At 35.3% G+C, this 14,807-nt stretch carries 13 protein-coding genes; 7 read left to right on the top strand and 6 right to left on the bottom strand.

Annotated elements, in window-relative coordinates:
- On the bottom strand, nucleotides 1-5,121 hold the full coding sequence (locus tag AC3RVG_RS02680) for a translocation/assembly module TamB domain-containing protein (RefSeq protein ID WP_489689887.1): 5,121 nt from the start codon (nucleotides 5,119-5,121) through the stop codon (nucleotides 1-3).
- 245 nt (nucleotides 5,122-5,366) lie between these two features.
- On the opposite strand from AC3RVG_RS02680, the gene AC3RVG_RS02675 reads away from it, so the two are divergent.
- Together AC3RVG_RS02675 and AC3RVG_RS02670 are read left to right on the top strand one after the other, a co-directional pair.
- On the top strand, nucleotides 5,367-5,891 hold the full coding sequence (locus tag AC3RVG_RS02675; protein WP_489689886.1) for a YceI family protein: 525 nt from the start codon (nucleotides 5,367-5,369) through the stop codon (nucleotides 5,889-5,891).
- A gap of 144 nt (nucleotides 5,892-6,035) precedes the next feature.
- Entirely contained in the window at nucleotides 6,036-6,911 is an 876-nt protein-coding gene (locus AC3RVG_RS02670) for a pirin family protein (RefSeq protein WP_489689885.1), read from the top strand.
- A gap of 92 nt (nucleotides 6,912-7,003) precedes the next feature.
- Here the strand turns inward: AC3RVG_RS02670 and AC3RVG_RS02665 are convergent, their stop codons facing one another.
- Entirely contained in the window at nucleotides 7,004-7,618 is a 615-nt protein-coding gene (locus AC3RVG_RS02665) for a Crp/Fnr family transcriptional regulator (protein WP_489689884.1), read from the bottom strand.
- Between the two features lie 124 nt (nucleotides 7,619-7,742).
- Here AC3RVG_RS02665 and AC3RVG_RS02660 point away from each other — a divergent pair, with 124 nt between their 5' ends.
- Nucleotides 7,743-8,294 carry an ExbD/TolR family protein gene (locus AC3RVG_RS02660; RefSeq protein WP_489689883.1) on the top strand — a complete coding sequence of 184 codons (552 nt, stop codon included), beginning with the start codon at nucleotides 7,743-7,745 and terminating at the stop codon, nucleotides 8,292-8,294.
- A gap of 74 nt (nucleotides 8,295-8,368) precedes the next feature.
- Nucleotides 8,369-8,545: a hypothetical protein gene (locus AC3RVG_RS02655; RefSeq protein ID WP_489689882.1), complete on the top strand. Its 177-nt coding sequence runs from the start codon at nucleotides 8,369-8,371 to the stop codon at nucleotides 8,543-8,545.
- A gap of 81 nt (nucleotides 8,546-8,626) precedes the next feature.
- Here AC3RVG_RS02655 and AC3RVG_RS02650 read toward each other — a convergent pair whose 3' ends face one another.
- Nucleotides 8,627-9,688, bottom strand: coding sequence for a toll/interleukin-1 receptor domain-containing protein (locus AC3RVG_RS02650; RefSeq protein ID WP_489689881.1), 1,062 nt, complete (start codon nucleotides 9,686-9,688; stop codon nucleotides 8,627-8,629).
- Between the two features lie 250 nt (nucleotides 9,689-9,938).
- Between AC3RVG_RS02650 and AC3RVG_RS02645 the strand changes: the two genes are divergently transcribed.
- A complete protein-coding gene (locus AC3RVG_RS02645) occupies nucleotides 9,939-10,691 on the top strand; it encodes a YoaK family protein (RefSeq protein WP_489689880.1) in 753 nt (250 codons plus the stop codon).
- A 10-nt stretch (nucleotides 10,692-10,701) separates the two neighbouring features.
- A complete protein-coding gene (locus AC3RVG_RS02640) occupies nucleotides 10,702-11,271 on the top strand; it encodes a DUF4256 domain-containing protein (RefSeq protein ID WP_489689879.1) in 570 nt (189 codons plus the stop codon).
- A 32-nt stretch (nucleotides 11,272-11,303) separates the two neighbouring features.
- On the opposite strand, the gene AC3RVG_RS02635 is transcribed toward AC3RVG_RS02640, so the two are convergent.
- The 3 genes from AC3RVG_RS02635 to AC3RVG_RS02625 all read right to left on the bottom strand — a co-directional run bounded on the left by AC3RVG_RS02635 (nucleotide 11,304) and on the right by AC3RVG_RS02625 (nucleotide 14,255).
- On the bottom strand, nucleotides 11,304-12,569 hold the full coding sequence (locus tag AC3RVG_RS02635; RefSeq protein WP_489689878.1) for an MFS transporter: 1,266 nt from the start codon (nucleotides 12,567-12,569) through the stop codon (nucleotides 11,304-11,306).
- A gap of 74 nt (nucleotides 12,570-12,643) precedes the next feature.
- Nucleotides 12,644-13,258 (bottom strand): YqaA family protein, encoded by a 615-nt coding sequence (locus AC3RVG_RS02630; RefSeq protein ID WP_489689877.1) that lies wholly within the window; start codon nucleotides 13,256-13,258, stop codon nucleotides 12,644-12,646.
- Nucleotides 13,259-13,949: 691 nt separating this feature from the next.
- Nucleotides 13,950-14,255 carry a DUF1456 family protein gene (locus tag AC3RVG_RS02625; protein WP_489689876.1) on the bottom strand — a complete coding sequence of 102 codons (306 nt, stop codon included), beginning with the start codon at nucleotides 14,253-14,255 and terminating at the stop codon, nucleotides 13,950-13,952.
- Between the two features lie 234 nt (nucleotides 14,256-14,489).
- Here AC3RVG_RS02625 and AC3RVG_RS02620 point away from each other — a divergent pair, with 234 nt between their 5' ends.
- The gene (locus AC3RVG_RS02620; RefSeq protein ID WP_489689875.1) at nucleotides 14,490-14,795 is read left to right on the top strand and encodes a hypothetical protein; all 306 of its coding nucleotides are present in this window, start codon (nucleotides 14,490-14,492) and stop codon (nucleotides 14,793-14,795) included.
- The last annotated feature ends 12 nt before the right edge of the window (nucleotides 14,796-14,807 follow it).

Here is a 14,807-nt window from a genome sequence, read left to right as displayed (position 1 = left end):
TCAATTTCGAATTAATGAATCACTCTTTTCTATTTTCTTCTCTACTTTCTTTTCTTCTTCACTTTGCTCCTCCTCTTTTTGCGCCTTTTCTTTCGCTGCCTGTTCTTCGGCAGCTTTGTTTTCAGCCTTTTCCTTTTTGGTTTCACCGCGCAGCAAAGCTTGCCACAACTCATCAAATTTGTTGAATTCCTGCGTAAAAATTAATGCAATTCCGCTAACGATTGTTTGCCCGTCAACTATATTTTCAAACTGATTTTTTCGAAAACCTTTCAGTCTGTATCTACCGTTTTCAGTGAGCAGATACTCCAAGCTTACATCGCCAACAATTGGTGCTGCTTCGTCCGTAGAACTGCTTCCTTGCAAATCTACTTCACTCCCCACACGAACTATAAGCCTGTCGTTAAAAAGCTTTTTCTGTGCGGCAATATCCAACTGTGTTCGTTCTTGTGCAGTATCACCCTGATAGTCTGTATAACTATCCAATCCAAAATCTAATTGCACTCCCGAGTTCCCTAAAAGTTTATCTGAAAAAACATTTAATTGATCTGAAACCGCATCGTTTAAGTTATCACGAGCTACGGTTGCAAATCCGCCGCCACTACCGTCACTACCGGGTTCAGGATAAAAACGACCTAAAACTAAAAGTGAAAATACTTGTCTGTTTAATTCATCCTGCTGCGTATTTACTTGCTGTAATCTGCCATAAACCTGTCCGCCAATTGCGCCCTGCTCTTCCTCTGGCATTTCGATATCAAAACCAATTTCAGGTTTCGTTAATTCGCCATCAATATTTAAATATACATTGAACGGTAAAACCTGTTTGTATTTATTCTTTACCGAAGGGTCTGATCCCGAAGTTACGGGCGCCATTAAAGGAGCCGCCGAAGCTTTTACAGTGTAAATCGCTTTCACATCAAGCTTTGCATCAAAAGGATCTCCAGACCAAGTTACTCTGCTTTCGGGCGAAAGTTCGAATCTTCTGTTTACCAGATTGTACAAATTCATTTCATAATGGCCGCCGGCAATTTCATAAACGCCGCTCAAAGTCATTCGTCCATTCGGATTCATATTAAAGTCGAATTCACCGTCGCCAAAAACCTCAAAATTATCACCTGTTTCCTGATCTATAATGATTGTAACTTTTGCAGATTTCCCGATTCTTAAAATCGCGTTTACATCGAGTCCGGTAAACGTTGCTGTTTTTTCCACATTTCGCGTTAATATGGCGTCGGGATTTTCACGATTTACAAAAATTACTACACCATCGCGCTCTTCAATGGCGACGCTGGAGGACGGAAGTATATAAGTTAAATCTGTATCGTCGTTTACCGTAATCTGTGCGTCTAGCCTCGGAATTTGCAAATCGCCTGTTAACTTGGCGTCTGCATTAAAAGAGGCTTTTCCGTAAACAAATTCATTGTCATCTTTAGTGGCATTTAAAACTTGGAAATTATCTGCTTTTAATTTTAAATCGAAGGTGGGATTTATAAAACTTTCCGTCCCGATTTTTCCAGTCATTACAAGTTTGTTTTGGTTTTCATCCAGTACCGTAAAACCATCCATGTACAAACCTTTGTTGTCTATTCGCAAAATTTCATTGGCTAAAGTGAAAGGAGCATTCAACTTTGTAACAGTAAAATCTGCATTTATAAAATTCAAACTGCCTTCGTATTTTGGAGCAGTTGTGCTTCCAGTAACACTGAAATTACCCGAAAAACTCCCATCTGCATTTTTTACTTCGCCTAAAGAAAAACCTTCCAAAGCACGCATCTTAAATTCATTTATACTTAAATCTAAATTCAGTTTTGCGTCATTTTGAGTTGCGATATAATCTCCCATTAAATCGAGATCTACTTCTCCGTTTTTTAAGGCTAAATCGAAATCATAACTGTTTCCGCCTTTCGATTTTGCATCGATTGTAAGTATTCCTAAATCTACGTCTAACAAATTCAAGCCTTCAACTGAAAGATCTGCCAAAAGCCCAGCATTTCCAAAAGGTTCGACAATGGCTAAATTGCCATTCAAATTTCCCTTTGCAAGCTCTTCGGAAGGATTTATGTAATTTAAAATTTCACTTAATTTGAAGTTTTCAAAAGTAATCGCGGCGTGCTGTTGCGCAACACCAAAGAGATTGTGGGTTAATTCTACAACTTGATTATTTCTGCTAAAGCGAAAATTGTTAAACTCCAAATCGTTTTTGGAGAAAATAACTTCATTGTTTTCAGGTGTTTGCCACGGATTTCTATCTAAAACTAAATCTTCGGGTACAATGTGAAATCGAAGTTTTTCTGAAGTTCCCGTAATCTGCGACTGAATATTTATTAAGGTGCTGTCTTTATAAACCGAATTAAAATTCAGGTTCAATTCACCGTTCTGCTGATTACCGACAATTTTCGTTTTAGGAATATCCAACGGACCGCCTTTTATGCTTTTAAAACCAAGATCGAATACAAATTTCTCTTTATCGGTATCCATCGTAAAAGCCAAACTATCAAGTTCATTTCCGCCGTAATTTATATGAGGCGCAGTAATTCCCGCTTTCAATTTTCTGGCTGCTTCATCAAAAGCCACGTCTATTTTTATGGTATCCAGTTCTTTCACATTCACCAAAAACACTTCGTTTAAAACAGGTGCTTGTACAATCTGACCTTTAATATCGAGCTTTACAGGATTTTGAAGTGTGTCTGCAAAAGCAATGTTTTTTGAAAAATAACTGGAAATATGCCGCTGAACCGAACTACTAAAAGTGGTAGGATCTGTATTGCTCTCCAAGCTCAGTTTTATCATTTTATTATCGAGCCAAATTGAAGTTGTATCACTCCGAACGTGGGCCGTTGCAAGTACATCTCCCAATAAATAAGTTCTATTATCGTAAACCACTACCCCATCGCCAATGGTAGAAATTACATTAAAACCTTCCTTATTTCCTTCAAAATCGGCATCCAATTTAAAAGCCGTTCGCACATCACGACTCATTAACCCGAGCGATTGCAAATTGGCGCCAATAATATTTAAGTGAGCGCTTGCCTTGGGCGAAATGGAATCTAAAACCACGTCTGCATTAAGGTCCAAGTTGATGTTTTCGTCTTCGTAATTAGACACAACTTCGCCTTTTCCATTTTTAATATTACCGTTAATTTCCAAATCTTTTATAGCGTATTTATTAAACTGAAAACTGGAAACAGTAGCCTCTAAAGTAGCGTCTAAAGAATTTATGTCGCTACCCGAACCTTTGGTCTTTAGTCGCAAACTAATTGGCCCTAACTGTTCATTTTGAAGTAATTCATCCAACTTGTATTCTTGAATTTCAACTTTGGCATCGAAGGCAATTTGCAAATCGTTTTTAAAATGACCGTCAATTGTTGCAACGCCCTGAGAAGTAGTTAAATTCATCTTTGCATAAACGTCTTCTAAATTTCCTTTTGCGTTTCCCTTAAGCGAAACGTTTTCTGGCAACTTTACACCGAGATCTTTTTCGCTTACAAACTGGGTCAAATCACTTCGTTTGGTTTGCGCGGAGAAACGAGGAATATTAAATTTTAAGTTTTCAGGATTTGTTACATTTTGAATAAAACCGTTTGCGAAAATTCGGGTTGAATTTCCCCAGCGAATATTCAAGTTGGGAATTTGAATTGAAGAAAGATAACCCTCTGCTTCAACATTTCCGGAAAGGTATTTTTTACTGATTGTTTTTAAGTATTCATTCTTTTTAAGCGCAGGTTGAAATTTGAAAACTTCCTTTAAATCCAATTGAAAGGAAGGAAAATTTAATGCAATTTTTGATTGATTGGGCTTTTCAACTAAGTGCGCTAATGTTTCATAATCCAACCGTAATTTTCCGTTGAGTTTATTGTCGTTTAGTACGAGTTTTAAATCGTTTACCGCTAAATAGTTGTCGGTTGCATTCAGCTTAAGCGCAAGTTCATTTAGATTAAAACCCGAGCCTTCTTTAAAGGTTAAAGTCTCCAATTGCAAGCCAGCCTTTTTATCTTTCAAAAAAACATCGTTGGCTTTTAATGTTAGGTTTTGCAAAGCGATTGCATTGGGATTGAAAACATTGGGTTTCACCTCGTTTTTACCCACAAAATAGCTAATGTTGTTTCGCTCCAAATCTATTTTTGAAATAGCAATTTTTAAATTTGGCCATTCAAAATTTTGGATGTCTTCTTTTAAATCGTCCTTTATTTCTTCAACTTTTTGAGTGATGCCATTATTTTCAGTTTCGGTATTTATTATGACTTTTGAATTCTTTAATTTGAACTCGCCAATTTCAATATCGTTGTTTACCAAATTGGCTTTTGGTAATTCGATATATAATTCAGAAATCTCCAGATTTGCTGCAATTCTGTCGCCATAAGATTGATAATCTAAAAAAACATTTTTTAGTGTAAGTTCATCAAAAACCAAATATGGTAATGGCGGTGCATCGGTTGTAGGTGGCGGAACGGGAGATTGAATGTATTTTATTTGCGCATTGAAGACTGTCGCTTCCGAAGCGCGAAAATCCATGTTTTCCAAATCGGTTTTCTTCATTTGCAGTGCCAAAGAACCTACTTTAAATTTGCTGTCAATTCCAAGTACGGCGTCATCAAAAACTACATGAATATCTTTAAAATTGATTTCACCTAAAATAATTTCTAAGGGTGCTGCTGTAGAATCGACAGCGACTTTCGTCGAGTCTGGCGAAACAAAAGCATCTATCAAAAACTGAAAGTTATATCCTTTTATGGAGTCTTTTCGAATAATATTGGCCCGCAATCCTTCCCATTCCAAATAGTTAATTCCTATTGCATTGCCCCGTATAATTGGCAATAACGGCACATCTGCTTCCAATGATTTTGAATAAACTAAAGTATCACCTTTTTTATCTTCAAGATAGAAACCTTTCAGCATAATATTGCCACCGAAAGTGATGAAGAGTTTTTCTATTTCAACTTTTGTTTGGGTTTTTCCGGAGACATATTTTACAGCGCGTTGCACGATAATATTTTGTCCCCACGGACTTCGGATAAACAAAACCAATAGAATAAACAGGATTATAAGACCCGCGAAAATTCTTCCGAGAATTCTTAAAAACCTGTATTTCTTTGGCTTGGTTTTGTCTTCTTTTTTCTTTTCCAAAGCAATTTTTGGTAGTATTCAAAAATATGAAAATTCCATATCAATTGTGCAGCTAATCCTGCTTACGAACTACTATTTCGCATAAACTTCTGTTAAAAGTATAATCGGATACCTTTTAAAAATGAAACCTTCAACTATTCATATATAATTAAAGCTGTATAATTTCTTATCATACATCAATGCAGGGGTTTCTAATGCGCGGTAGTTTTGCTGTACAGATAATTAATATTTAAATACATAACGATATGAGTACAAAAGAAAAATCTACTTGGAATATTGACGTTTCACATTCTGAAATTAATTTCAAGGTAAAGCATATGATGATGTCAACGGTAACTGGGAATTTTGAAAAGTTTGATGGCAAGGTTGAAACTGATGATGAAAATTTCAAAAATGCAAAATTTAGCTTTCAGGCTGAAATTGATTCAGTGAACACAAATAATAAAGATCGCGATACCCATTTAAAAAGTGATGACTTTTTTGGTGCTGAAAAATTTCCGAAGCTTACTTTCACTTCAAAATCATTTAACGGTGAAAAAATGATTGGCGATTTAACCATTAAAGGGGTTACTAAAGAAATTACCTTAGACGCTGAATACAACGGAACGGCTGTAGATCCTTACGGACAAACAAAAGCAGGTTTTGAATTTGAGGGCACGGTAAACAGAAAAGATTTTGGACTTACTTGGAGTGCCGTAACCGAAGCAGGAAGTATTGTAGTTAGCGACAAAGTAAAACTGATTGCTTCCCTTCAATTTGTAAAGCAATAATTTCCGACATTTAAATATTGAAAAAGATTCGGCCCAAAAGCCGAATTTTTTCTTTTTAAAAATGCATCGAACTTATCATACATCAATGCATTTCAGTGTAATATGAAGTAATTTTATATTATTAATTTTAATACAATTAATACAATGAAAACACGAAAAATAGATCGCGTATTAACTCCTCCTCGCCCACATATGGTTGGTGATGGTTTTAGGGTTCATCAATATATTCCTTCAGGAATAGGCGAAGGTTTTGAAAGAATGAATCCGTTTGTAATGATGGATTACAATAGTAAATTTTACTTTCCACCCACAGATAAACCACGTGGCGTAGACGTACATCCGCACAAAGGATTTGAAACGGTAACTATTGCGTACAAAGGCAGTGTTGCTCACCACGACAGCGCTGGCAATAGCGGGGTTATTGGCGAAGGCGATGTGCAATGGATGACGGCTGCTTCGGGGATTCTTCACAAAGAATACCACGAGGAAAATTTTAGCGAAGCGGGCGGCGATTTCCAAATGGTGCAATTATGGGTAAATCTTCCAGCGAAAGATAAAACGAGCCCACCAAAATATCAAGGCATCACAAATGCTGAAATGAAAAAAGTGCAACTCCCAAATAATGCAGGAATTGTTGAAGTAATTGCCGGCGAGTACACGGGCGAAAAAGGTCCGGCCTTTACATTTACACCGGTGCATATGCTAAACGCGAAGCTAAATAAAGGTGGAAAAGCGACTTTTAGTTTTCCGGAAAACTACAACACAGTTGTATTAGTAATTGAAGGGAATATTAAAGTGAATAATACTGAAGAAATTAAAACTGACGGTTTAGGATTATTTAAAAATGAAGGTGAAGAGTTTACAATTGAAGCTACCGACAACGCTTTGGTATTAGTACTTAGCGGCGAACCAATTAATGAACCCATTGTAGCTCAAGGACCATTTGTAATGAACACACGAGCCGAAATAGTTCAAGCTATAAGTGATTTCAACATGGGTAAATTTGGATATTTAGAATAAATCCCAAGGTCTGATCGAGCGCAGTCGAGAACTTTTTAGTTGTACAATATTGAACTAAAATTTGTCCCCGACTGCGTTCGATTTGACAATTTTCAACTCGGCTTAAAATTTTTATGAGCGAGCTCTTTCCGAACACGGCTAAGGCTTTCGGGCGTTATTCCCAAATAAGAAGCAATCATCCATTGTGGAACCCGAAGTAACAGATCTGGGTAGGTTTTAATAAAACTTAAATAACGCACTTCGGCAGTTGCACCTAGTAAAAGATTAATCCGTTTTTGCATCTGCCTAATATGATTGTGCAGCAACTTATCATTAAACTTGCTGTAAGCAGGCGTACTTTCAATCGTTTTACAAATAAACTGTTCGTTTATTAAAACTACTTCGGCATCCTCGATTGCTTCAATATAACTTTCAGAAGTATCATTAAAATAAACACTACTCCTGTCTACAATAAACCAATTTTCTGGCGCAAACTGTATTACGTGCTCTTTTCCATCTTCATCAAGCATGTACGATCGCAGCAAGCCTTTTTCTACAAAAAAAGAATGTTTGCACAAATCGCCTTTCTTCAAAACTATGTCTCCTTTTTTATAGTTAATTCGTTTTAAATCTGAAGTAGCTTCCGCAGCCTCGCCTTCGGTCATTCCCGCAGTTTCCACTAAATAGTTATAAAAACTGGATTCTATTTTACTTTTTTCTGGCGTCATTTAAGTTGAATTTTTAAGCGTTTTAAAATTACAGTTTTCTTCGGAAACAGATTTCGAGTTTAAAAATAAACTTGTGGCACTTTTTTTGTTTCCTGATTAAGAGAACACTAAACCATTTTTAATTATGAGAAATTCAAATATGCCCTCCGTGAATGCCGGTAGTATGGCCGACATTGCTTTTTTACTTTTAATTTTCTTCTTGGTAACATCAATGATTCCAAACGATAAAGGAATTGCGCGCGAACTTCCGCAACCGTGTCCGCCCGGAGCAGATTGTAATATTCCACTTAAAAAGAATAATATTTTTAGCATCAGCGTTAATGAAAACGGTGAAATCATGGCGAATAAAATCCTTATTAAACTTGAAGATTTAACAGACGAATTGAAAATATTTATAGACAATAACGCCGACAAATCCTGTGTTTACTGCAACGGCATCCAGCTTGCAGAAGCTTCAGACAATCCTAAAAAAGCTTCAATTTCTTTATCAATTCATAGGGAAGCTCCCTATCAAAGTTATATTACAATTCAGGATGAAATTGCAAAGGCATATTTTGAATTACGTGAAAATTACGTTTTAACTGTTTTGAAAACGGATGTTAAAACCATAACTGATGGAGAACTTAAAAAAATGCAGGATGCATATCCTTTCCGAATAATTGAATCTTCTCTATAAATCTTATTCCCCTGATTTATTATTATAAACGATTGAAAGACTACTTTTAATAATAATTTCAAACGAAAATTAATATGAATTGGACTTTCGAAAATTTTAAACCAAAGCTCGATAATTTAACTCCTCAGGTACGCGAAAAAGCCTTGGAAATAGCAGAGCAGCTTATGAAGAAAGGCGGCATTTCTGAAGAAAAAGCTATACAGTTAGCAGTTGTTCGCGCAGAGGAATGGTTTTATGATACAGAAGGTTGATAGTATTAGGGTTTTATTACAAGGTCGAGAAGTTCCAAAAACTTCACCAGCTTCTACCTCTCAATTTTGAAAATATTAATTTCAATGTATACGTTGGTAAATAGCAATATTAAAAGCTACTGTGTTCATAAATTGCACAATGAACAGTTCATTTTCAAAACATTGAAAACATCTAGTATCTCGAACGCCGTTCATAAAGTAAATGGTCAAAAATTCGTTTTGAAAACTAAAAGTTCCAAAATTGGTTTGCATATAATTTTGAATCAGTAAGAATGAAAAATCGTTTTTGAATACAATATTCTCCTCCATCATTAATGGAATGAATTGGTTATTTTGAATGCTTTTTAGCAATCGCCATTGACCGTGTAAAAATGTTGGATTGTGCGTTTTATTCGCTAATCTTTTACCAATATATTTATCGTCTGTAAATTGTCCAACCTGTGATATAACGGCTTCCAAAACATAATTGCTTGGTCCTGGACTTGGGCCAGATAAAATTAATGCCTTAAGTTTTTCTCCAATATAAACCGTTGTATCATCCCTTTCTAAAAACGCGTTTATTGCGTATTTAATTTTTTCTGGATCATCCAATTTCTTATCGAGCAACTTTTCGAGTCTAAATAAAAGATCCCGCTGTTCTGCGGCAATTAACGGTTCCCCTTGCATTATAATTGAATAAATATCGCTCAATTCAGTAATAGGAATTACCGGTTCAGGAACCAAACTGGGATCTGTCCAATTTTTGCTGAATTCGCTTATATTATCACTGATGTTTTTTAAGATTGTTGCAAATCTCACCTCTCTACCTTCGTTTTCTGGCTTGTAGGGTGTTGTGTTATTGTTTTTTAATAAATGAGGCATAAAGGTGGCATCCAAATCGTCAATCTGAAGTGCGATTATATGCCTTCCCAATTGATCTGCATAAGTAAGTTCGGCCTGGCAGGCTTTCGATTTTGTAGATTCTTTGGAAAGTAAAAAAACAAAAATTTCACAATTTCGAATTTGCGATAAGATTTCTTTCCACCATTCATCGCCAGCTCCAATATTTTGGTCGTACCAACACTCGTGATAAACTTTGGATGCGTGTACTATATTTGCAAGTTCTGCCTCTTGGGCTCTCGAATAACTAAAAAATAGTTTCATATAAAAACATTTTAAAAATGTAATTAAATCAGAAAAATTTGGGAAAATTTGGTGAGGATTGTTATGTAAATATAATGATTTATACTAATAATTTACCGTGCCGATAAAAATGTGAAATTCTATAATTCTCAATATCATTTTCATTAATGAAAAGTCATTGATAGCTGAAAATCATTAGTTTTGTACTAAATAATAAAAGCACACGCGTCTAATTCCAAAGACGTAAAATTTTAACCCAAATGATGATTAAATGTTTAGACATCAAGGTAAGAGCAGAACATTAAAGCACAATCTGCAAATTGCCACTGTATTATCTTTTGTGGCTGGAATTGTAAATGTAACTGGGTTTTTATCCATCAAACAACTTACTACAAACGTAACTGGGCATTTCGCTCAATTTATGTTTGATCTTGAAAATTTTGAATTCTGGAAAGGCACTATTTATTTCGTTTATATTTTTTCATTTTTATTTGGTTCATTTTCATCGAGCTTTCTAATTGAAAAATTTAGAGCCAACAAAAAGCTAAACGTTTTTGTTATTCCCACCTTAACTGAATCTTTTATTTTGATAGCGGTTGCTGTTTTTAGCAATTTTACAGAAAACCTATATCCCGATTTAATAGCCTGTTTGCTACTTTTTTCTATGGGAATGCAGAATTCTTATGTAACAAAAATTTCGAATGCAATTGTAAGAACCACACATTTAACTGGGCTTTTCACCGATTTAGGGATTGAACTTTCGCAGTTGTTTTTTCCCAAAGCACATCCAAATAGGGAGAAAATTAGATCCACAATAAAACTGCGTGTTTATATAATTTCCTTCTTCTTTTTTGGCGGAATTATTGGCGGAATTTGTTATTCTGCCTTACATTTAAAGTTGAATACATTATTATTGGCTGCTATAATTTTATTAGGAAGCCTCTTTTATGACGATTTCAGATTTGGTGTAATCAAAACAAAAAGAAGGTTTAAACAAAGAAAAATAGCGAAGCAAGCAAATTAAATTATCGGTTATGAAAACAACAGATAAAAGAACGTTGACAACAGAGCAACACAACGAATTGATTAAAATTTTGAAAACCCGTTTCGAAAAAAACTCAATACGGCACCCGAAAATAGAATGGTTTGAAGTTCAAAAAAAGCTTGATTCTAAACCCGAAAAACTTTGGTCACTCAACCAAATGGAAGAAACTGGTGGCGAACCCGATGTTATTGGTTTCGACAAAAAAACTAACGAATACATATTTTATGACTGCGCGTTAGAAAGTCCGAAAGGCCGTCGAAGTCTTTGTTATGATAATGAAGCGCTGGAGGCGAGAAAAGAGCACAAGCCAAAAAATAGTGCAATTGGTATGGCAGCAGAAATAGGAATCGAACTTTTAACTGAAGAGCAATATTGCGAATTACAAAAACTTGGAAAGTTTGATACTAAAACGTCGTGTTGGCTAAAAACCCCTGAAAGTATTAGAAAATTGGGCGGTGCCATTTTTGGCGATTATCGTTTTAATACTGTGTTTATTTATCACAATGGGGTTCAATCTTACTATGCTGGGAGAGGGTTTCGAGGATTATTAAAGATTTAAATATAAAATTCGAATTGCAGAATTTCAATATATTACTCTCGTTCGTGTTCTTCTATATCTTTTCGTAAATCTAACTTTCGCAATTTTGGAAAGAAGGCTCCTGTACCAATAACGGTAAGTATCGTCATTCCACCTCCAAAAACTACTGCGGTTACCGTACCCATTAACTTTGCTGTAAGTCCGCTTTCAAAAGCACCCAACTCATTTGATGATCCTACAAACATAGAATTAACCGAAGCTACACGGCCTCGCATAGCATCTGGCGTACGCAATTGAAGGATAGTCTGTCGTATTACCATAGAAATACCATCTGTTGCTCCACTTAGGAAAAGCGCTACTACCGACACCCAAAACCAAGTAGAAACACCAAAAATAATAATGCAAATTCCGAATCCGAAAATTGCAGTAAGAAGTTTCATTCCAGCATTTTTGTTAAGTGGGAAGTGTGCAGATGTAAACATTATTAATAACGCTCCCACGGCTGGCGCAGCGCGTAATATACCAAAACCTTCTGGCCCAACTTTAAGAATATCCTGTGCGTAAATAGGAAGCAACGCTACTGCTCCACCAAATAACACAGCAAACATATCTAAAGTAAGTGCTCCTAAAATTACTCTCGTATTCATTACGAATTTAATACCCTGTTTTAAACTTTTAAAAATAGGCTCGCCAATATTCGGGTTTAAAATTGGCTTCTTCGGTATCTGTAGTAACAATAGTAAAGCCATCAATGAAAAAGCAAAAACGAAACACATTGACCAGTGAACACCAATCCAATTAATAAAAAACCCACCGAATGCGGGACCAACCACAGCGCCCATTTGCCAAACAGAACTGCTCCAAGTTGCAGCATTAGGATATACCTTTTTAGGAACTAATAATGAGAAGAGTGAAAATATAGTAGGCCCGAGAAATGCCCGAACAATACCACCGAGGAAAACTAAAAAGTAAACTGTGTATAGTATCGTATCTGTAGGAAGATCGGCTATTATGTATGGCCAAGTTATAAGAAAAAGACCTAAACTAACGACGGAAAACCCAAGAATACACTTAATTAAAAGTCCGCGTTTTTCTTTTTGATCTACAATGTGACCAGCAAAAAGTGCCATAGACACCGCAGGAATTACTTCCATTAAACCTATAATTCCTAAAGAAAGTGGATTTTTAGTAATACTGTATACTTCCCATTCAATTACAACAAATTGCATGCTCCAGGCAAAAACCATTGCAAAACGAACAAAAAGAAAAATATTGAACTCTCGAAATCGTAAAGCAGCGTAAGGATCTATTTTCTTCATTTAATTTAAAGGAGGAAGTTAATTGAAAATAGAGAGCATTTTTCCGAAGAAAATACTTCTACGCCACGAAAGTACTATAGCAAACTGAATATAGCAATTGCATAAAGATAAAATCGTACAAAACGTAGCAAGCCAAACAAAAGGTAGTTTTTAAACTTGTAGTGAATCATACCTGCCGCCATACTTGTCATAGAAAAAGGTATAGGCAATAAAGCACCCACAACGATTAAAAAGCCACCCCATTTACGAATATGCCTTAAGTGTTTTTTCATCTTTCCTTCCATATAAGCAAATACGCGTGGAATAGTGAAAATCCATTTTCCTATAAAGAATGAAATTATACCACCAATGTACGAGAGCGTTGCTAAGAGTGTTAGATAAAGTATAGGTTGTGGCATTTTATCGCTCCAGGCAATAAAAATTTCTGGTGGTACAAGCCCCAAGAATGATTCGGAAGCAAGAAAAACAAGTAATATATTAATTGGCGCGTAAGTAACAGTAATGTACGTAAAGAGATTACTGAAATCTACTACGTATAAATCCAATACAACCAATAAAGCAATAACCACAAAAATTGGTATAATTGCTTTTTTAAGACTTTGACCTACAAATGAATAAAAACCAGTGTATTTATAATATAAGTGGGTACGCTTAAGTCTATTTGTTTCAGATTTTCTTACAGTGTTCATTTCTAACTTGGGATAATACTATTCTAATCTATAATACTTCGGCAAAATGCCGTGTATATTGTATTGTAATGTGCAAATATAGCCCTAAAGCCCCTACTCTGCAAGCAATTGGCAATTGATTGAGGGTTAATAGAATGTTAAACATTTCCGCCCTTTTCGTTCATTTAAAGAAATAGCTAAAAGTTAATATTTCGTTAAATTAGTACTTTGCATTGCATAGTACTGTAACAACATAGCATTTTCTTCGTCTATTAGTTATAACCCAATAAATTAAAAACAATGAGAACTTTAAACAACAATCAGTTAACAGCAAAAATGAAAACTTCAAAAGCTTATTCTTGGAATTTGAAAAGAAGATTTCACTAAAAATTAAACTACAAACAATTAAAATTAAAAACCATGAGAACTTTAGACAGCAATGTAAAACAACACAGACCCACCAATTCCAATGCATACAAATGGAATTTGAAAAGACGTTTTAATTAACTTAGTTGAAGAAAATCAAAAGATGAAAACTTTACGACACATTCAAAGAAGAATTAAATGCGGATCGCAGGAACAGCATACCTTACAGTACTTAAGCACACATCATCGACTGTTTGAGGATCCCACAATCAGAAAAATATGCAAAAATATTTATTGAGAATTATAAAATTAAAAATTGAGTGAAGCTAGATTGAAGAAATTTAATTTAGCTTTTTTCTTTGCCCCTATTCGGCCTTGGTCTTGGCACAATTGGTTTTTTATTTTCTGGTTTTGCAACTTTCCGCTCTGGCATGGGCCCTCTTAAGTGAATTACCAACCCGTTCAAAAAATTTCGTAAAAACTGATCGCCGCACTCCATATACTTTTCATGACTCTCATGTCTGAAAATTGCGCCCAATTCACTCTTAGTTACAGCAAAATCTACTAACGAACATATCTTCACAATATCCTCATCGCGGAATTTGTGAGCCACGCGTAGTTTTTTCATTATATCGTTGTTTGAAAGTGCCATAAATAATTTTTAGTTTGAATTGTTCTGTTTGCGAAGGTATAAATTTAAGCGGTAAACCTTAAATACCTGTTATATTTTTATTTAATGTGTGTTAAATAGAAATTCCCTTTTTCGCTTTTCGAATATCTTTAAAAGAAAACTTGTGAGTTGCTTGCTAAACATTTAAGGTTTCTAATTATTCTTTAAACTTTTATATGAGCAACCATTTTTTCTAATTCTTAAAAATAAATTCAAATGAAAAATTCAGAAAAAAAAGATTCAACATCAAAGAATACTGATCAAAAACTACCCTATAATCCGAATGTAACGAAACATGATAAAGAGATTCTTGCGCAGAATAACATTCACGGCGACGGAGGAGATGACCAACAACTTCGCGACAGAGAAGAAAAAGTAGATATTGCGGGAAAAGACCTCGACGTCCCCGGCCGAAATCAAGCTAAAAAGTCTAATGGCAACGGTCTGAATGATGAAGAAAACAAACTCTTTAGCTTAGGCGGCGAGGATAATGAAAATTTAGAGCAGGACGAACCTCTCTAGTAAATTATTTGT

The sequence above is a fragment of the Aequorivita sp. IT1282 genome, from assembly GCF_058068205.1.
The sequence above is the reverse complement of the archived record's forward strand: the minus strand, read 5'-3'. Positions and strand labels throughout refer to the sequence as shown.

Bases quoted from the DNA above. Each gene is read 5' to 3' on its own strand.
- AC3RVG_RS02630 (WP_489689877.1), bottom strand. From the start codon at position 13,258: ATGAACACTGTAAGAAAATCTGAAACAAATAGACTTAAGCGTACCCAC.
- AC3RVG_RS02655 (WP_489689882.1), top strand. From the start codon at position 8,369: ATGAATTGGACTTTCGAAAATTTTAAACCAAAGCTCGATAATTTAACT.
- AC3RVG_RS02650 (WP_489689881.1), bottom strand. From the start codon at position 9,688: ATGAAACTATTTTTTAGTTATTCGAGAGCCCAAGAGGCAGAACTTGCA.
- AC3RVG_RS02635 (WP_489689878.1), bottom strand. From the start codon at position 12,569: ATGAAGAAAATAGATCCTTACGCTGCTTTACGATTTCGAGAGTTCAAT.
- AC3RVG_RS02670 (WP_489689885.1), top strand. From the start codon at position 6,036: ATGAAAACACGAAAAATAGATCGCGTATTAACTCCTCCTCGCCCACAT.
- AC3RVG_RS02665 (WP_489689884.1), bottom strand. From the start codon at position 7,618: ATGACGCCAGAAAAAAGTAAAATAGAATCCAGTTTTTATAACTATTTA.
- AC3RVG_RS02620 (WP_489689875.1), top strand. From the start codon at position 14,490: ATGAAAAATTCAGAAAAAAAAGATTCAACATCAAAGAATACTGATCAA.
- AC3RVG_RS02625 (WP_489689876.1), bottom strand. From the start codon at position 14,255: ATGGCACTTTCAAACAACGATATAATGAAAAAACTACGCGTGGCTCAC.
- AC3RVG_RS02640 (WP_489689879.1), top strand. From the start codon at position 10,702: ATGAAAACAACAGATAAAAGAACGTTGACAACAGAGCAACACAACGAA.
- AC3RVG_RS02645 (WP_489689880.1), top strand. From the start codon at position 9,939: ATGTTTAGACATCAAGGTAAGAGCAGAACATTAAAGCACAATCTGCAA.
- AC3RVG_RS02660 (WP_489689883.1), top strand. From the start codon at position 7,743: ATGAGAAATTCAAATATGCCCTCCGTGAATGCCGGTAGTATGGCCGAC.
- AC3RVG_RS02675 (WP_489689886.1), top strand. From the start codon at position 5,367: ATGAGTACAAAAGAAAAATCTACTTGGAATATTGACGTTTCACATTCT.